Origin of the sequence: Halomonas sp. A11-A (genome assembly GCF_003182195.1) — a bacterium.
In the GTDB taxonomy this organism is placed as follows: domain Bacteria; phylum Pseudomonadota; class Gammaproteobacteria; order Pseudomonadales; family Halomonadaceae; genus Halomonas; species Halomonas alkalicola.
On sequence record NZ_QGTM01000006.1, the window covers coordinates 108614 to 125309 of the forward strand.

The 16696-nt window shown below is 67.9% G+C and carries 17 protein-coding genes; 4 read left to right on the forward strand and 13 right to left on the reverse strand.

All coding sequences use genetic code 11. The features are described 5' to 3' along the window. From DER72_RS06815 to flgL, 4 genes are all read left to right on the forward strand, one after another. Window positions 1–1146 carry a flagellar basal body P-ring protein FlgI gene (locus tag DER72_RS06815; RefSeq protein WP_110069252.1) on the forward strand — a complete coding sequence of 382 codons (1146 nt, stop codon included), beginning with the start codon at window positions 1–3 and terminating at the stop codon, window positions 1144–1146. Beyond that, window positions 1146–2369: a flagellar assembly peptidoglycan hydrolase FlgJ gene (gene flgJ, locus DER72_RS06820; protein WP_110069253.1), complete on the forward strand. Its 1224-nt coding sequence runs from the start codon at window positions 1146–1148 to the stop codon at window positions 2367–2369. Before DER72_RS06815 ends, flgJ begins: the two co-directional genes overlap by 1 nt. An 86-nt stretch (window positions 2370–2455) precedes the next feature. Next, on the forward strand, window positions 2456–4069 hold the full coding sequence (flgK, locus tag DER72_RS06825; protein WP_110069254.1) for a flagellar hook-associated protein FlgK: 1614 nt from the start codon (window positions 2456–2458) through the stop codon (window positions 4067–4069). A 17-nt stretch (window positions 4070–4086) separates the two neighbouring features. After that, window positions 4087–5349 (forward strand): flagellar hook-associated protein FlgL, encoded by a 1263-nt coding sequence (gene flgL, locus DER72_RS06830; protein ID WP_110069255.1) that lies wholly within the window; start codon window positions 4087–4089, stop codon window positions 5347–5349. A gap of 100 nt (window positions 5350–5449) precedes the next feature. On the opposite strand, the gene fliR is transcribed toward flgL, so the two are convergent. The 13 genes from fliR to fliF form a co-directional block, all read right to left on the reverse strand. Beyond that, window positions 5450–6238: a flagellar biosynthetic protein FliR gene (gene fliR / locus DER72_RS06835; RefSeq protein ID WP_110069256.1), complete on the reverse strand. Its 789-nt coding sequence runs from the start codon at window positions 6236–6238 to the stop codon at window positions 5450–5452. A 10-nt stretch (window positions 6239–6248) separates the two neighbouring features. Continuing rightward, window positions 6249–6518, reverse strand: a complete 270-nt coding sequence (fliQ, locus tag DER72_RS06840) for a flagellar biosynthesis protein FliQ (protein WP_110069257.1) — start codon at window positions 6516–6518, stop codon at window positions 6249–6251. Between the two features lie 57 nt (window positions 6519–6575). Further along, on the reverse strand, window positions 6576–7319 hold the full coding sequence (gene fliP / locus DER72_RS06845) for a flagellar type III secretion system pore protein FliP (RefSeq protein WP_110069258.1): 744 nt from the start codon (window positions 7317–7319) through the stop codon (window positions 6576–6578). After that, window positions 7316–7768 carry a flagellar biosynthetic protein FliO gene (gene fliO / locus DER72_RS06850; RefSeq protein ID WP_110069259.1) on the reverse strand — a complete coding sequence of 151 codons (453 nt, stop codon included), beginning with the start codon at window positions 7766–7768 and terminating at the stop codon, window positions 7316–7318. Before fliO ends, fliP begins: the two co-directional genes overlap by 4 nt. Further along, entirely contained in the window at window positions 7765–8331 is a 567-nt protein-coding gene (gene fliN / locus DER72_RS06855; protein WP_110069260.1) for a flagellar motor switch protein FliN, read from the reverse strand. The genes fliO and fliN overlap by 4 nt, the downstream gene beginning before the upstream one ends. After that, window positions 8324–9367: a flagellar motor switch protein FliM gene (gene fliM / locus DER72_RS06860; RefSeq protein ID WP_110069261.1), complete on the reverse strand. Its 1044-nt coding sequence runs from the start codon at window positions 9365–9367 to the stop codon at window positions 8324–8326. The genes fliN and fliM overlap by 8 nt, the downstream gene beginning before the upstream one ends. Before the next feature lie 14 nt (window positions 9368–9381). Next, complete coding sequence (gene fliL, locus DER72_RS06865) at window positions 9382–9921, reverse strand: flagellar basal body-associated protein FliL (protein ID WP_309064160.1); 540 nt, start codon at window positions 9919–9921, stop codon at window positions 9382–9384. A gap of 72 nt (window positions 9922–9993) precedes the next feature. After that, window positions 9994–11259 carry a flagellar hook-length control protein FliK gene (locus DER72_RS06870; protein ID WP_110069263.1) on the reverse strand — a complete coding sequence of 422 codons (1266 nt, stop codon included), beginning with the start codon at window positions 11257–11259 and terminating at the stop codon, window positions 9994–9996. 14 nt (window positions 11260–11273) lie between these two features. Next, complete coding sequence (fliJ, locus tag DER72_RS06875; RefSeq protein ID WP_110069264.1) at window positions 11274–11732, reverse strand: flagellar export protein FliJ; 459 nt, start codon at window positions 11730–11732, stop codon at window positions 11274–11276. Window positions 11733–11767: 35 nt separating this feature from the next. Beyond that, the gene (gene fliI, locus DER72_RS06880; RefSeq protein WP_110069265.1) at window positions 11768–13156 is read right to left on the reverse strand and encodes a flagellar protein export ATPase FliI; all 1389 of its coding nucleotides are present in this window, start codon (window positions 13154–13156) and stop codon (window positions 11768–11770) included. Further along, entirely contained in the window at window positions 13153–13938 is a 786-nt protein-coding gene (locus DER72_RS06885; RefSeq protein WP_110069266.1) for a flagellar assembly protein FliH, read from the reverse strand. The genes fliI and DER72_RS06885 overlap by 4 nt, the downstream gene beginning before the upstream one ends. Next, on the reverse strand, window positions 13931–14935 hold the full coding sequence (gene fliG, locus DER72_RS06890) for a flagellar motor switch protein FliG (RefSeq protein ID WP_110069267.1): 1005 nt from the start codon (window positions 14933–14935) through the stop codon (window positions 13931–13933). The genes DER72_RS06885 and fliG overlap by 8 nt, the downstream gene beginning before the upstream one ends. Beyond that, window positions 14932–16674: a flagellar basal-body MS-ring/collar protein FliF gene (fliF, locus tag DER72_RS06895; RefSeq protein ID WP_110069268.1), complete on the reverse strand. Its 1743-nt coding sequence runs from the start codon at window positions 16672–16674 to the stop codon at window positions 14932–14934. The genes fliG and fliF overlap by 4 nt, the downstream gene beginning before the upstream one ends. Window positions 16675–16696: the final 22 nt, after the last annotated feature.

Consider the following 16696-nt stretch of genomic DNA (forward strand, 5'->3'; position numbering starts at 1 on the left):
ATGCAGGCTGTCGTTGCCACAACCCCGTCTTCACGCCGACCTTCGCGCTGGTTCGTCAGGCTGCTGCTGGTGTCGCTGGCCTGCCTCGTGGCCCTGCCTGCCCAGGCCGAGCGCATTCGCGAGCTGGCAAGCTTTGCCGGCGTGCGCGACAACGTGCTGGTGGGCTATGGCCTGGTCGTCGGACTGGACGGCACCGGCGATCAGACCATGCAGGCGCCCTTCACCGGCCAGAGCCTGACCAACATGCTCTCGCAGCTCGGCATCACCGTGCCCCCCGGCACCAACATGCAGCTGCGCAACGTGGCAGCGGTGATGATCACCGCCGATCTCCCCCCGTTCGCGAGGCCCGGTCAGCGCATCGACATCAACGTCTCCTCGGTGGGCAACGCGCGCAGCCTGCGCGGGGGCACCCTGCTGATGACGCCGCTCAAGGGCGCCGACGGGGAGACCTACGCCATCGCCCAGGGCAACCTGCTGGTGGCCGGTGCCGGTGCCGAGGGCGGCGGCAGCTCGGTGCAGGTGAACCAGCTGGCCAGCGGCCGCATCGCCGGTGGTGCCATGGTGGAGCGTGAGGTGCCGCTGGATCTCGCCGCCAACGGTGGGCTGCTGGAACTCGAGCTCAAGCAGGCCGACTTCGGCACCGCCCAGCGCGTGGTCAACGCCATCAACCAGGAGTTCGGACGCCCGGTGGCCTCGGCCCGCAACGGCCGGGTGATCGCCCTGGATGGCCCGATGACGGAGAACTCCCGGGTCAACTTCATGGCCCAGGTGGAGAACATCCGCGTGACCCCCACCGAGGCGCCGGCGAAGGTGGTGCTCAACTCGCGCACCGGCTCGGTGGTGATGAACAGCGCCGTGACCCTGCGCCGTGCGGCGGTGGCCCACGGTAACCTCTCGATCGTGATCGACACCCGCTTCGGGGTGAGCCAGCCCGCCCCGTTTGGCCAGGGCGAGACCGTGGTGGTCCCCGATACCGATATCTCGATGTATGAGCAGGATGCCTATCTGCGTGTGGTGGAAGGCGCTGATCTGGTCGATGTGGTCAACGCGCTCAACGCGCTGGGCGCCACGCCCCAGGACCTGATGGCAATCCTCGAAGCGCTGAAGGCCGCAGGCTCCCTGCGCGCCGACCTGGAGATCCTCTGATGAGCGTGCAGGACACCGGCAGCCAGTTCGCCCTGGACATGCAGGGACTGAACCGATTGAAGCACACCGCCCGCCAGGACCCGAGCCATGGGGTGCGCGGCGCCGCCGAGCAGTTCGAGGCGCTCTTCATCCAGATGATGCTCAAGAGCATGCGCGACACCATCCCCCAGAGCGGGCTGATGGAGAGCCAGGCCACCGACCTTTACCAGTCGATGCTCGACCAGCAGTGGTCCCAGGTGATGGCCTCTCGCGGCATCGGCCTGGCCGACAAGCTGGTGGCCCAGCTGGAACGCGGCGGGATGGTGCCCGGGCAGGAGCAGCGCGGCAGCGCAGTGGATGAGCTGATCGCCGGCATTCCCCGCGGGGCGCCGCGGCCGCTTAAGGATGCGCTGCTGGACGAAGAGGCTGACAGCGAGACGCCGCCGGCTGCGGTTCCGGGAACGCCAGGTGAGCCCAGCACGCCCAGCGCCAAGGCCGCCGAGTCGGCCCCCGCCAGCTTTATGGAGGCCCTCGAGGCCTCGCCCGCCGGCTTTATGGGCGAGCTGGCCGCCCAGCCGCTGGCGGCGGCACCGTCCTCTCGTGAGCCGCAGGCCCGCGACGTTCAATCCCGAGTCGCCGATGGCGCAAGGCCGAAGGGCTCACTGCCGGGGGCTCCGGCAGAGAGCCAGGCTCCCTCCCGCAGCGACAGTGGCTCGGTGCCATCCCATGTGCAGGCCTTCGTGGACAAGCTGGAGGGGCCGGCCCGCGCCGCCAGTCGTCAGACCGGCGTGCCGGCGGAGCTGATACTCGCCCAGGCGGCGCTGGAGACCGGCTGGGGGCGCCATGAGATCGCCACCGCCGATGGCCGCAACAGCCATAACCTCTTCGGCATCAAGGCGGGCAGCCGCTGGCAGGGGCCCACCACCGAGGTGGTGACCCACGAGTACCTGAACGGCCAGCGCACCCGGATGACCGATACCTTCCGGGTCTATGGCTCCTTCGAGGAGTCATTCACCGACTATGCGCGCCTGATCAGCGACAACCCCCGCTATGCCGGGGTGCTCAGCGCGGGCAGCGCCGAGCAGGCCGCCCAGGCGCTGCAGGCGGGGGGCTATGCCACCGACCCGGCCTATGCCGACAAGCTGATCGCGGTGATGGGTACCCTGAACGGGGCGGCTGGCACCAGCATGCTGGCCAGCCGCGGTGCGCCCGCATCGGATTCGCTGGTGTTCCTGCGCTACTGAGCGGTCGCCTGGCAAGGGGCGCCGGCTCCTAAAGAAAAATCTGCCGCGGCCGATAGCCAGAGCGACGGCCCAAGGATCTTTTGACCATGAGTATCTTCTCCATCGGCCTGAGCGGTCTCAATGCCGCCCAGAATGCCCTGAACACCACCAGCAACAACATCAGCAACGTCTATACGCCGGGCTACAACCGCGAGGTGACGATCCTGGGGGAGGGGCGTGGCGATGGCGGGGTGCGGGTCAACGATATCCAGCGTCAGTTCAATCAGTACGTGGCTTCGCAGCTCAACGCCTCGACCAGTGCTTCCAGCGCGTTGCGTACCTATGGCAACCAGATCAGCCAGATCGACAACCTGCTGGCCGACCGCGAGGCGGGCCTGGCGCCGCTGATGCAGAATTTCTTTTCGTCGCTGGAGGACCTGGCCGGGGCCCCTTCCGACCCGGCGGCCCGCCAGGGAGTGCTGGGCACCGCCCAGACCCTGACCGCCCAGTTCCGCGCCTTCGACAGCTACCTGCAGGACATGCAGCAGGGCATCAACGGCCAGATCCACGACGAGGTCACCCAGATCAACAACACCACCGAGCAGCTAGCGACGCTCAATCGTGAGATCGCCCTGGCACGGGCACGCAGCGGCGAGGCGCCCAACGGGCTGCTCAACCAGCGTGACCAGCTGGTGGCCGAGCTCAGCGAGCGCATGGACGTGCGCCTGGTGATCCAGGATGGCAAGAGCTACAACATCAGCCTGCCCAACGGCCAGCCGCTGGTCTCCGGCACCAACCACTACAAGTTGGAGGCCATGGATTCACCGAATGACCCCCAGCGTACCATTCTGGGCTACCGCGATTCCGGCGGTGGCCTGGTGGCCCTGCCCGAGAACACCGTCAAGGGCGGCACCCTCGGGGGGCTGATGGAGTTCCGCACCGAGACCCTGGACAAGACCCAGAACCAGATCGGGCAACTGGCCATCTCACTGGCGGTGGGCTTCAACGAGCAGCATGCCAAGGGCATGGACCTGGCCGGGGAGCCGGGTGGCGACTTCTTCGAGATCGGTGAGCCGGTCGTATTTGGTCACTCTCGCAACAGTGCAGATATCGCGGTTGAGGCTAGCTTCGATGCCACTGACATCGGTGCGCTTAGGGCCACCGACTACAGCATTCGCTTCCTTGATGGCGCTACCGCTGAAATCACCGTAAAGCAGGGAGGCGAGCGCTTCACCCAGCCGCTGGACGGTGACTTGCTGAGCTTTGGCGGTATCACTTTGAGCTTCACTGACGCCCCCCAGGCAGGTGATCGCTTCGAGGTTCAGCCCGTCCGACGTGCGGCCCAGGGATTCGAGACGGCGTTCACCGAGACGGATCAGATCGCCGCAGGACTCAGCGGTGCTACCGGTGACAACGAAAATGCCCTGGCCCTCCAAGGCCTGCAGGACAAGCTGCTGGTGGGCGGTCGCGCCTCCTTCAACCAGGCCTACGCCAGCATGGTCAGCGATGTGGGCAACAAGACCAACGTGGTGCAGGTCAACCTGGAGGCCCGCCAGGGTCTGACCGACCAGCTGCGCGCCGTGCAGCAGTCCGAATCCGGCGTGAACCTGGATGAGGAGGCCGCCAACCTGCTGCGCTATCAGCAGTTCTATGCGGCCAATGCGCGAGTCATCGACACCGCCTCCACCCTCTTCGACACCATCCTCGGCCTGCGTAGCTGATCAGGGAGACTCAAGCGATGCGTATCAGCACCGTCACCATGTACGAGCAGAGCATCAACTCCCTGAACCGCCAGCAGGGCGATTTTCTGAAGGTCGGCCAGCAGATCGCCACCGGGCGTCGGGTGGTCAACCCCTCCGACGACCCCCAGGCGGCGTCCCGGGCCGTGGCGGTCAGCCAGGCCAAGGCGGTGACCCAGCAGTACGCCGATGCCCGTATCAGCGCGCGCAATACTCTGGCGCAGACGGAGAGCGTGCTCAACAGCGTGGGGGACGCCATCACCAGCGCCAAGACGCTGCTGGTGCAGGCGGCCAGCGATACCCTGAGCGATGCCGACCGGCAGTCGGTGGCCTCTGAGCTGCGCGGTGTCTACGAGACGCTGATCGGCCAGGCCAACGCCACCGATGGCAACGGACGCTACCTGTTCGGTGGCTATCAGGATAATTCGCCGCCCTTCGTCCGCACCGAGTCTGGCGATGGCCGCGCAGCGGTGATCGGCTACCAGGGCGATGATAATGCCCGCGAGCAGCGTATCGATGCCTCGCGCCTGATGGCGGTGGCCGAGAATGGCAAGGCTATCTTCCAGAGCGTGCCGAGCGGGGCCGGCTTCGTGGCCCGGGCGGAGCGCGATGATGGGGCCCGCAATGAGGGATCGTTGACCTTTACCTCCGGCCCCAGCCGCGTCGACCCCTCTGCCGATGGTTTTGGCCAGCCCTTTACCCTGGCGTTCACGGTCGACGAGGATTCTGGGGAGCCTTCGGTGCGTGCCACTGCCGCTGACGGCAGCGAGCTACTTGCTGAGGAGCCCTTCACCTCCGGGCAGAGCCTGACGGTGGCCGGCGTCAGCATTACCCTTCAGGGCACGCCCGCCGATGGGGATGCCATCCAGGTGCGCCCGGCCAATGCCCCGGAGGCCAACCAGGACCTGTTCCGCTCGCTACGCGAGGCCATCGATGTGCTGGAGATGGACCAGCAGGGCACCGCCGAAAACCGCGCCCTGTTTCGCAATACCATCAATACCGTGATGCGCGAGCTCGACAACAACCTGGACAACGTGCTGACCGTGCGTGCCTCCGTGGGCGCGCGCCTCAACGAGCTGGACGTGGTCGATTCGGTGGCCGGCAACCGGATGCTCAACTACGAGCAGACGCTGTCGGATCTCGTCGATCTCGACTACGCCGAGGCGATCTCCGAGTACAGCCTGCGCCAGGTCGGGCTGCAGGCGGCCCAGCGCGCCTTCGTGGATATCAAGAGCATGTCGCTCTTCGACTACCTGCGCTGATTCCCTCCCTCCCGCCCGACGTCTAACCTTCCCTGATCCGGGTGCTGCCACTCTCGGCACCCGGTGTCCCTTGCCCTGGCGCACCACCGCCCGGGCTTTTTTATGCCAGCGGTGCCAGGGCGTCGAGCAGCTCACGCATGAACATCAGGGCGCTGGCGAAGAGCCTCTGCAGGAAGCGGCCGATATCGGTCATCAGCACCATCATCAGTGCGAGCCCCACGGTCAGCGAGGCGGGAAAGCCGATGTTGAAGACCGTGAGCTGGGGAGCGGAGCGGTTGAGGATGCCGAGTGCCAGGTTGATGATCAGCAGGGGGCCCACCAGCGGCAGGGCCAGCAGCATCCCCGACATGAAGATGGTGCCCCCGTAGCGGGCCAGCATCTCGAAGGCGCCGGCGTTGAAGCCGCCCAGGCCGATGGGCAGGGTCACGAAGCTCGTCGCCAGGATCTCCAGCACGATCAGGTGGCCGTTGAAGGCCAGGAACATCAGCAGGGTGACCATGTAGAGGTAGCGCGACAGCACCACCATGTTGGTGCCGCTGCTCGGGTCGAAGAAGGTGGCGAAGGCCAGGCCCATCTGCAGGCCGATAAACTCGCCGGTGGCCTGCACCACGGCGAAGGTAACGTGCATCACCAGGCCCATGGCAATGCCGATGAGCATCTGCTCGACCATGATGCCGAATCCCGCCCAGGAGACCAGCGGCACCTCGGGGAGCGTCACCAGCGGGGCGATCACCATGGCCACCAGGGCGGCGAGCCCCACCTTGGCCTGGTTGGGCACGCTGGAGTGGCCCCACAGCGGCGAGGCCGCCAGGAAGGCGGTGATGCGCGTGAAGGGCCACAGGAAGGCCATGATCCAGCCCTGCAGCTGGGCGAAGGTCACCTCGACCATGGCCGCCCCGTCACGACACCATCATCGGGATATTGAGGAACAGCTCCCGGGTGAAGTCGGTGATCAGCTTGAGCAGCCAGGGACCGGCCAGAATCAGCACCAGGAAGACCCCGAGGATCTTGGGGATGAACGACAGCGTCATCTCGTTGATCTGGGTGGCGGCCTGAAAGAGGCTCACCGTGAGGCCGGTGAGCAGGGCGGTGATCAAGAGCGGCCCGGCCAGGAAGAGGGTCACCTTCATGCCCTGGTAGGCCAGGCCCATCACCATTTCCGGTGTCATCGTTCTCTCCTCGCGCCGCGGTGGGCGCCAGATAGGCGTGCGCTTGATATCGCGGCGCTAGATATAGAAGCTCTGGGCCAGGGAGCCCACGATCAGCTGCCAGCCGTCCACCAGCACGAACAGCATCAGCTTGAAGGGCAGCGAGATGGTGATCGGCGGCACCATCATCATGCCCAGCGACATTAGTATGCTGGCCACCACCAGATCGATGATCAGGAAGGGGATGAAGATCATGAAGCCGATCTGGAAGGCGGTCTTGAGCTCACTGGTGACGAAGGCGGGCACCAGGATGCGCAGGGGGACGTCCTCCGGTCCCTGCATGGGGCCCACCTCGGCCAGTCGCGCGAAGAGCATCAGGTCCGGCTCGCGGGTCTGGGCCAGCATGAACTCGCGGAAGGGCTGCTGGGCGAGGACCAGGAACTCCTCGAAGTTGATCTCCTCGGCGGAGAGCGGCACCCAGGCGGTGTCGTAGACCAATTGAAAGACCGGGGCCATCACGAAGAAGGTCAGGAACAGCGCCAGCCCCAGCAGCACCTGATTGGGGGGCGTGGCCTGGGTGCCCATGGCGGTGCGCAGCAGGCTCAGTACGATGATGATGCGCGTGAAGCCGGTCATCATCAGCAGCATGGCGGGCAGGAAGGCCATGGCGCTGAGCAGCAGCAGCGTCTGCAGCGACAGCGACCACTGCTGGCCGCCATCCTCCAGGGGCTGGCTGATGATCCCCGGAATCTGCTGGGCCGAGGCCGCTACCGGCAGCAGCAGCAGGGCGGCGCCGATCAGCAGGAAGAGCGCACGATTCACGACTTGCCTCGTCCCGTCCCGGCCCGTTCCTTGAGCCCCGCATTGTGCCGGAGCGCCTTGGTGAAGCGGGTCGCGAAGCTGTCGCCGGCCTCGAAGCCGGCCCCCGACGAGGCGGCGGCCTCCTGGGGGGGAGCCGCCAGCTCATGCAGCTTGTTGACCTGGCCGCCGCCCACGCCGAGCACCAGCCAGCGCTCTTCCACCTGGACGATCACCACCCGCTCGCGGGGCCCCACGGCCGCGGCGCTGATCACCCGCAGGCGCCCGCCAGCGGGCTGGCGAAGAAGCTGCAACCGCTTGAGCAGGGCGCTGGCGGCGAAGATGATCACAAGCACCAGCGCCAGGGCGGCGGCGGTCTTGCCCAGGGTGGCCATGCCGACCAGGGCGTCGGTGCCGACGCTCACGGCCTCGAGGCCGCCGGTGGCCGTGTCGCGGATGGGGGTGGCGCTCATTTGTTCAGTTTCTGCACGCGCTCGGAGGGGGTGATGATCTCGGTGATACGGATACCGTACTTGTCCTCCACCACCACCACCTCGCCCTGGGCGATCAGGTAGCCGTTGATCAGGATGTCCATGGGCTCGCCGGCGAGGCCATCGAGCTCGATCACCGAGCCCTGGGCGAGCTCCAGGAGCTGCTTGATGGTGATCCGGGTCCGGCCCAGCTCCACGGTCAGCTTGACCGGGATATCCATGATCATTTCCAGGTCGCGGGCTCTCCGGGTGCTGCTAGCCTGCTCCAGCGGCCGGAACACGCTGTCACCGGCGGCCCTGGCCGTGGCCGGCGAGGAGGGCGGCTCAGCCGGGCCGGTATCCTGCTCGGCGGCAGCCTGCTCGGCCATCGCCTCGGCCCAGGGGTCGTCATCGGCAGCGGAGGGGGCGCTGCCCCCCTCCTGCTCGGCCATGGCGTCGGCCCATAGGTCCTCGGCGCTCTGGGTATCGTCTGCCTCCTGCTCGGACATGGCCTTGGCCCAGTCGTCGTCGCCGATGGGCTGATCGGGTTTCTTGGGATCAGTCATTCTTCGATTCCTTGGATGGCGGCGCCGACTCCTTGACGAAGGTGTCGGGCGAAGCGGTGCTCGGGGCGTGGTCGATCATCCTCAAGACCCGCAGCGCGCGCTGTTCATGTTGACTACCGTATTCGCACTCCATGACAGGGACGCCATCCACGCGAGCGATGACCGTCTCGGGGAGGTCCAACGGCAGGATGTCCCCCTCCTTGAGCGCCATGACATGGGCGATGCGGGTGGGAATGCTGGCGAAATCGGCGACCAGCTCCACCTCGGACTGGCGGATCTCGCCGGCCATGCGGCGCTTCCAGGTGCCATCGTCATGCTGGCTGTCGTTGAGCGGGTTGGAGAGCAGGTCGCGCAGCGGCTCGATCATGGCGTAGGGCATGCAGATCTGGAACTTGCTCGACAGGTTGCCAACCTCGATGTTGAACGAGGTATTGACCACGATCTCGTTGGGCGAATTGGTGATGTTGGCGAACTTGGACTGCATCTCCGAGCGCAGAAAGCTGATCTCAATCGGGTAGACCGACTTCCAGGATTCGGCGTAGGCGTCGATGGCCAGGTGCAGCAGGCGCATGATGATGCGCTGCTCGGTGTTAGTGAATTCGCGCCCTTCGGAGCGGGTGAGAAAACGCCCGTCGCCGCCGAACAGGTTGTCCACCACCATGAACACCAGCGCCGGTGGAAAGACGATCAGCGCCGAGCCGCGCAGCGGCTTCATGGCGATCATGTTGATATTGGTGGGCACCGGCACGTTGCGAGAGAACTCGCTGTAGCTCAAATAGCGTACCGCCTCCACGGTGATGTCGGCACTGCGCCTGAGCAGGTTGAACAGCCCCATGCGAAAGTGACGGGCGAATCGCTCGTTGATGATGTCCAGCGCATGCAGTCGCTCGCGGATGACGCGATGCTGGGTAGCCGGATCGTAGGGCCGAATGCGGGCGTCCTCGGCGCTGTTGCCGCCGCTGGGCTCCTCCTCGCCGCTGACCCCCTTGAGCAGGGCATCGATCTCTTCCTGCGAGAGCAGATCGTCTTGTGACATGGGGCTCGATCCGCTTATTGGACGATGAATTCGGTAAACAGCACGTCTTCGATCAGCAGGTCGGGCTGGTTGTCGGTCATCGGCGCATGCAGCGTGGCCATGACCTTTTCCGCCAGCCGCACCTTGCCGTCAGGCTGGGTCAACTCGCGCGCCTCCTGACCGGAGAAGAGCATCAGCAGGCGGCTCCTCACCTGGGGCATGTGCTCCTGAAGGATGTCCCGGGTCTGCTGGTCGCCAACCTTGAGGGAGATGCCGATATAGAGCAGTCGGCTGCCGTAAACATCGTCGGCCAGGTTGACCGTAAAGGGATCGATCTTGACGAAGATCGGCGCACGACGCTCCGGCATCGCCTGGGCCTGGGAGGCGCGCGGCTCTCCCTGGCCCATCACCATATAGAGCGCCGCCCCCGCCGCAGAAACGGAGAGGATTACCAGAATTGCCATCAGCCACAGCAGCTTGCGTGAGCCACCACCGGTGTTTGCCATTGCCTTGCTACCTCTGGGCGCGGTGCGCAAAAGAGTCGAATGCCATGCTGGGCAGTATGCCTGCGCCATGGCCATGTCCATGATGAAAACAGGCCCGCGTTACGGGCCCTTCTCGGCTTTTTGGGCCGTTCGGCGGGGGTGTCAGGCGTAGAGGTCGACGCGCCCCTCGGCCAGCGGGACGGCTGAGGCGGCCATGGCGCCGGCGTTCGGGTCGAGCTCCTTGGAGCCGCTGGCATTACCGCCTGTAGCCGGCCCACCCGCCAGCGCCTGGCGTTCGTCCTGTCCCTGGTGGCGCTGCTCGCCCACCGAGGTTTCGCCCAGGCTGATGCCCTGCTCGGCCAGCGCCTCGCGCAGTTGGGGAATCGCCTGTTCGACGGCCTGGCGCACAGGGGCATGGGCGGAGAGGAACTGGGCCTGGGCCCCCTGCTCACTTAGCTTGAGCGAGATGGTCAGCGGACCGAGCTCGGCGGGGTTCAGGTGCAGTTCGACCCGCTGCTCACCGCCGCGCTGGCCCATCATCACCAGCTGCTGGCCGAGCTGACTCGGCCAGGCGGCACTGGCGAGCGGTGCCGTGAGTGCGGCTGGCGGGCTCATGCCCGCGGCGGCTGCGCCAGGCACAGTGGCCGCGCCCGGGGCGTTGGCGCCGGCGAGGGGGGCAGACACACCGGCGAGGCCCTCGCTGCGCCACTCGGCGGGTGCCGCAGGGCGCAGCTCGGAAGCGCCGGGCGCCTGAGGCGCCTCGACGGCACGCGCCATGGCCTCGGCAAGGCCCTGGGCTCGGCCTGCCTGGGCGGGCAGTTCGCGGCCGGCGGGGTTGGCAGCAGTGGCGGCAGTCAGGCCATCGGCCGTTGGGCGAGCCTCTCTCGGCAGGGCATTGCTCGGCAGGGCATTGCTCGGCAGGGCATTGGCGGTGGCCGCGAGCCACGGTTCACCCGCCTTGGTGCCCGCTGCGCGACCATTGGCATCCCCCGGCAGGAGTGGTGCAACCGCCGCTTCGGCCAGTGCTGGCGGCTGACCGTCGGCGAGGGCGATGCCCTCCGCCTGCTCCCGGGTGACCCGTGCCGCCTCGCGTGCGAGGTCTCCCAGCTCGGCGTCGTCCGCGGGTGCGCCGGCCGAGGCAATCAGCGCCAGGCGCTCGGCGATCTCGGCAAGGGCACCATCCCCCTGGAGCTCGGTATCGTCTCCCAGCGCCTGCATCATGGCGACCAGGCTCGCCTGGGCGGCCCGCGGGCCGCCAGGTTGTGCACTGCTCTGCACAGAGGCAGGCAGGGCGAGGCCCTGAGGCGCCGCCTCGAGGCTCGCAAGGGCCTGGGCGAAGCCGTTACCGGCCTGGCCGGGGGCTCTGTCGGCCTGGGCGGCGGGGCGTACGGGCCCGGCAATCGAATTGAGCAGCAGCGTGATATCCATGGTGCCTCCGGTAATCAGGTGTCGCCGGCGTGGCGAGTGCGGGCCAGTCGGCCATTGACCAGTTCATCGCTTGTGCGCTGCTCCTGGCGTGCCTCCTGGCGGCGCTGATGGCCTTCGCGGCGCGAGGCCAGGGTGTCGTAGGACGAGAGCTTGCGCTGCTCCTGCTGCCACTGGGCCTGGCGCTGGCCGACGCGCTGCTGCTGGGCCGCCAGGGCCTCCCGGGCGCGCGCCAGGGCGGCATCCAGGGAATCGAGAAACTGCTGGTAGTTGCGCATGGTGGCGGGATCGATGCCGTCCCGCATCGCCTGCTGCAGGCGCTGGGCATACTCCAGGCGGTATTGCTGCAGCGACTCGAGCTGGCCACTTACCTGGTGCTCGTTCTGGCGCTCGCTGGCCAGCGCCTGGCCGGCCTGGTCACGAGAGCCGCGGGCCAGCTCGATCAGGGTATTCAGCGGTGAGGCAGAGTGGCTCATGGCGGTGTTCCTCGCATCGTTCCTTGCCGGATGGCTCACGCGGCGCCGACGGCCCGGGCCAGCCCCTCGAGGGAGGCGTCGGCCGGGGCCTGCTCATCGATATGCTGCTGGAGAAATGCCTCCAGGGCGGGGTAGCGCTGTACCGCTTCGTCCAGCTGGGGGTCGTGCCCCGGGCTGTAGGCCCCGACGCTGATCAGGTCGCGGTTGCGTTGATAACGGGAAAACAGGCGTTTGAACGATTGTGCCATCTGCGCCTGCTCCGGCCGGATGAGCTGGGTCATGGCCCGGCTGATGGAGGCCTCGATATCGATGGCGGGGTAGTGGCCCGCCTCGGCCAGGGCCCGCGACAGCACCACATGGCCGTCCAGGATCGCTCGCGCCGAGTCGGCGATGGGGTCCTGCTGATCATCGCCTTCCGTCAGTACAGTGTAGAAGGCGGTGATGGAACCGCCACCGCGCTCGGCGTTGCCGGCGCGCTCCACCAGGCTCGGCAGTTTGGCAAATACCGAGGGCGGATAGCCCTTGGTGGCCGGGGGCTCGCCGATGGCTAGCGCGATCTCGCGCTGAGCCATGGCGTAGCGCGTCAGCGAATCCATGATCAGCAGCACGTCGCGCCCCTCGTCGCGGAACCCCTCTGCGAGACGGGTCGCGTACGAGGCCCCCTGCAGACGCTGCAGCGGCGAGGTGTCGGCGGGGGCCGCCACCACCACGGCACGGCGCCGGCCCTCGGGCCCGAGGATGTTGTCGATGAAGTCCTGCACCTCGCGGCCCCGCTCCCCGATCAGCCCCACCACGATGACGTCGGCCTGGGTGAAGCGCGCCATCATGCCGAGCAGCACCGACTTGCCCACGCCGGAGCCGGCGAAGAGCCCCATGCGCTGGCCACGGCCCACGCTGAGCAGGGCGTTGATGGCGCGGATGCCGACGTCGATCTGGGTGTCGATGGGCGCCCGGGCGAGGGGGTTGAGCGGCGGGGTCTGCAGGGTCGCCTGCCGGGCGTCATCCAGCGGGCCGAGGCCGTCCAGGGGCTCGCCGTTGCCGTCAATGACCCGCCCCAGCAGCGATTCGCCGAGCGGGAAGCGCCGCGCGCCGTTGCCGCCGCTGCCGAGCGGGAACACGCGGGCGCCGGGCAGCAGGCCGGTGACCTCGGTCAGCGGCATCAGGAACAGCTTCTCACCGGCGAATCCCACCACCTGGGCCTCGGCGAAGCTCGGCGGCTCGTGGCTGTAGGGGGCCGGCAGCTCGATGCGACAGGCGCTGCCCAATGGGGCCTGCATGCCTATCGCCTCGATCACCATGCCGGTGGCGCGCACCACCCGCCCGCTGGCGCGGAAGGACGGCGCCTTCTCGACACGCGCTCGCACCTTGCGCAGCGACTGCTGCCAATGCTGGTGGTAGGGGTTCGGCAGGTCGGCCGCGCTCATGGTGCGCCTTCCTCGCGGGGCGGAGGGGCGGCGCGCCGGCGCACCTGGCGCTTCACCGCAGCCCAGCGGCTCTCCCAGGTGGCATCGAGCTCGCCGCTGGCACTGGTCACCCGACAGCCGCCGCGGGTGACCTGGTCGTCGGGCTGCAGGACCCAGCCGGCGGCGGCGAGCTCCTGGCCGAGGTACTCCTCGACCAGAGCGTGATCGCGGGGATGCAGCCACAGGCGTGGCTTGCCGCTCATGCCCGGCTCGGTGTGCAGCAGGCCGCGCACGATCTCCAGTACCTGCTTGGGGCGCGCCTTGAGCGCCTCGCCGGCCAGCTGGCGGCCTGTGGCCAGGGCCAGCTCCACCAGCTCCTCGGCCAGCACCTCGTCCAGCTCATGCAGGGCCTCTCCGAAGGACGCCGCCAGGGGCAGCAGTGGCGTCAGGGTCTCGCGAAGCTGCCGCTCGAGCTCCTCCCGGGCCTGGGCGCGCCCCTGTTCGAGGCCCTCGGCGAGCCCCGCCTGGAAGCCCTCGGCCTGTCCGACCTGGTAGCCTTCCCGATGCCCCTCCTGGCGGGCCTCTTCCCTGGCGCTGTCCTGCAGCGCGCGCAGCTCGGCCTGGCGCTGGAAGGCCGCCTTGCGCCGGGCGGTCTCCTCGGGGGAGGGCGGGGTGCTGCCGGCGGCGCGCCGCGCCTGGGGCAGCTCGCCCATCTCCCAGCGCTGCCAGGGCACCTCGCCCTCGCGCCCGGGTAGCGGATGCCCCGGGCGCGGCTCAGACTCCGGACCGAGCCGCTTAGACATAGGTGTCGTCTCCGCCGCTCAGCACGATCTCCCCGCTGTCGGCCAGGCGGCGCACGATCTGAAGGATCGCCTTCTGCTCGGCCTCCACCTGGGAGATGCGGATCGGGCCGCGGGCCTCCATGTCCTCGCGCACCAGGTCGGCGGCGCGTTGGGACATGTTGCGCAGGAAGCGGTCCGTGAGCGCCTCGGGGGCGCCCTTGAGGGCCACCACCAGGGAGTTGGTGTCGATCTCCTTGAGCACCAGCTGGATGCTGCGGTCGTCGAGATCCATGAGGTTCTCGAACAGGAACATCTCGTCGATGATCTTCTGGGCCAGGTCCTCGCTGTGAGCGCGCACCGTCTCGATGACGGCCTCCTCCTGGCTGGAGTTCATCAGGTTGAGGATCTCGGCGGCGGTTCTCACGCCGCCCATCTTGCTGCGCTTGAGGTTCTGGCCGTCGAGCATGCCGGAGAGCACCTCGGTGAGCTCCTGCAGGGCGGCCGGCTGCACGCCGCTGAAGGTGGCGATACGCAGCACCACGTCGTTGCGCAGCTTGTCGTCGAACAGCTCCAGCACGTCGGCGGCCTGGTGGCGCTCCAGATGGATCAGCACCGTGGCGATGATCTGCGGATGCTCGTCGCGGATCAGCTCGGCCACCATGGAGGCCTCCATGAGATTCAGGGCGTCGATGCCCGAGCTGGCACCGGAGCTTTCCAGCACGTCCTCGATCAGACTGGAGGCGCGCTCGCTGCCCAGCGCCTTGGTCAGCACCGAGCGGATATGGTCGCTGGAGTTCAGGTTCAGCGCGATGAACTCCTCGGTCTCGGCGTGGAAGTCGGCCAGTACCTGGCGCATCTCGTCATGGGAGACCTGGTCGAGGCGGGCCATCTCGGCGCTGATCAGTTGGATCTCCTTGGCCGAGAGGTACTTGAACACCTCGGCCGCGTTGTCCTCGTCGAGGGCCAGCAGCAGGATGGCGCTGCGCCGGGCGCCGCTTATGTTCTGTGGCTTGTTCATTCCTTGTTCATCCAGCTGCGCACGATCATCGCCACCATGCGGGGGTCCTCCTGGGCCATCTCGCGCAGGTCGCTGAGGTTCTGCTCGTACACCGAGGCCTTGCGGCGGCGCTTGCGCGGCGGTTCGTAGGTGTCGTCGGCCTCGTGGTCGGCTGCCGATGCTGCCGATGCTCCCTCATCGTCACCGTCACCGTCGCCGACCCGTACCTGGAGAGCGGCGCCGGGGGCTGCAACGGCCACCGGGGGCTTGTGGCGCTTGATCAGCGGGCGCAGGATCAGCAGGTAGAGCAGCAGGGCGGCCAGGGCCACCAGCAAATAGCGGCCGATGGAGAGCGCCAGCGCCTGGATCTCGGGAGACTGCCACCACTCCAGCTGGTGCTGCTCTTCGGTGGCCAGCGAGAAGCGGCTGTTGACCACCTCGATCTCGTCGCCGCGGGCGACCGAGAAGCCCATGGCCTGGCGCACCAGGCGCTCGATCTGGGACATCTCGAGCTCGGTGAGCGGCACGCGCACGCGCTCGCCCTCCTCGTTGATATCGTCGCGGTAGTTGACCACCACTGCCGCCGTCAGGCGCTCCACCTGACCCAGGCGGTGCTGGACGTGGGAAACGCTGCGATCGACCTCGTAGTTGACGACCTCGTCCTGGCGCAGGGTGTTGATGGCCTGAAGGGCGGCCTGCTGGGCCTCGGCGTCGACGCCTTCCTCGCCCTCGGCAAGCTCGATGGGGGAGGGCGCGGTGCCCGGCGGCGTGTTGCTCAGCGCCCCGGGGATGCCCTGGGCCAGCCCCTCGTCGCCGTTGTAGGAGACGCTGCCCTGGCGGCTGCGCACCGCCGCCTCGTTGGGCGGCTGGTTGGGGCCGTAACGCTCGGCGGTCTCCTCGCGTCGAGAGAAATCGATCTGGGCCGCCACCTGGGCGCGCACGTTGCCCTGGCCCAGCAGCGGCACCAGGATGTTCTCGATGCGGCGCTGGAAGGAGCGTTCCACCTCGTCGATATAGTCGAGCTGGGAGCCGTCCAGGTCGTGGCGGCCGGCGGCCTGGGTCGAGAGCAGGCGCCCGCTCTGGTCCACCACGGTGACGTCTTCGGCGGAGAGCTCCGGCACGCTGCTGGCCACCATGTGCACGATGGCGCTCACCTGGCCATCGCTGAGCAGGCGGCCGGGGTGCAGGGTGAGGATGACCGAGGCCTTGGCCGGCTCGCGGTCGCGAACGAAGACCGACTGGCGCGCCAGCGCCAGATGCACGCGGGCGCGTTCCACCGGGCCCAGCGACTCCATGGAGCGCGCCAGTTCGCCCTCCAGGCCGCGCTGGAAGTTGACCTGCTCGGCGAACTGGCTGATGCCGAAGGCCTGGTCATCGAGCAGCTCGAAGCCGACGTTGCCGCCCCGGGGCAGGCCCTGTTCGGCCAGCTGCAGGCGCAGGCCGAACACCTGGTCGGTCGGCACCAGCAGGGCCTGGCCGCCCTGGCTGAAGCGGTAGGGCACGCCACGGCTTTCCAGCTCGCTGACGATGCGGCCGCCATCGGCGTCGGAGAGATTGCTGTAGAGCACGCGATAGTCGGGCGCACGCGCCCACATCAGCAGCGCCACGATGATGGCCACGCAGGCGGCGCCGGCGACCATCAGCAGGATCAGCGGATTGCCGCGCAGCTGCTGCAGCATGCGTTCGACGCCGCTTGAGGGCTTGGCCCCCTGGCGAGAGGAACTGTCCTGGGTGCCGGTGGCCTGGGCGCCATTACTCATTCATGCCACCCCGAGGGTCGGC

Bases quoted from the DNA above. Each gene is read 5' to 3' on its own strand.
- DER72_RS06815 (WP_110069252.1), top strand. From the start codon at position 1: ATGCAGGCTGTCGTTGCCACAACCCCGTCTTCACGCCGACCTTCGCGC.
- flgJ (WP_110069253.1), top strand. From the start codon at position 1,146: ATGAGCGTGCAGGACACCGGCAGCCAGTTCGCCCTGGACATGCAGGGA.
- flgK (WP_110069254.1), top strand. From the start codon at position 2,456: ATGAGTATCTTCTCCATCGGCCTGAGCGGTCTCAATGCCGCCCAGAAT.
- flgL (WP_110069255.1), top strand. From the start codon at position 4,087: ATGCGTATCAGCACCGTCACCATGTACGAGCAGAGCATCAACTCCCTG.
- fliR (WP_110069256.1), bottom strand. From the start codon at position 6,238: ATGGTCGAGGTGACCTTCGCCCAGCTGCAGGGCTGGATCATGGCCTTC.
- fliQ (WP_110069257.1), bottom strand. From the start codon at position 6,518: ATGACACCGGAAATGGTGATGGGCCTGGCCTACCAGGGCATGAAGGTG.
- fliO (WP_110069259.1), bottom strand. From the start codon at position 7,768: ATGAGCGCCACCCCCATCCGCGACACGGCCACCGGCGGCCTCGAGGCC.
- fliN (WP_110069260.1), bottom strand. From the start codon at position 8,331: ATGACTGATCCCAAGAAACCCGATCAGCCCATCGGCGACGACGACTGG.
- fliM (WP_110069261.1), bottom strand. From the start codon at position 9,367: ATGTCACAAGACGATCTGCTCTCGCAGGAAGAGATCGATGCCCTGCTC.
- fliL (WP_309064160.1), bottom strand. From the start codon at position 9,921: ATGGCGCAGGCATACTGCCCAGCATGGCATTCGACTCTTTTGCGCACC.
- DER72_RS06870 (WP_110069263.1), bottom strand. From the start codon at position 11,259: ATGGATATCACGCTGCTGCTCAATTCGATTGCCGGGCCCGTACGCCCC.
- fliJ (WP_110069264.1), bottom strand. From the start codon at position 11,732: ATGAGCCACTCTGCCTCACCGCTGAATACCCTGATCGAGCTGGCCCGC.
- fliI (WP_110069265.1), bottom strand. From the start codon at position 13,156: ATGAGCGCGGCCGACCTGCCGAACCCCTACCACCAGCATTGGCAGCAG.
- DER72_RS06885 (WP_110069266.1), bottom strand. From the start codon at position 13,938: ATGTCTAAGCGGCTCGGTCCGGAGTCTGAGCCGCGCCCGGGGCATCCG.
- fliG (WP_110069267.1), bottom strand. From the start codon at position 14,935: ATGAACAAGCCACAGAACATAAGCGGCGCCCGGCGCAGCGCCATCCTG.
- fliF (WP_110069268.1), bottom strand. From the start codon at position 16,674: ATGAGTAATGGCGCCCAGGCCACCGGCACCCAGGACAGTTCCTCTCGC.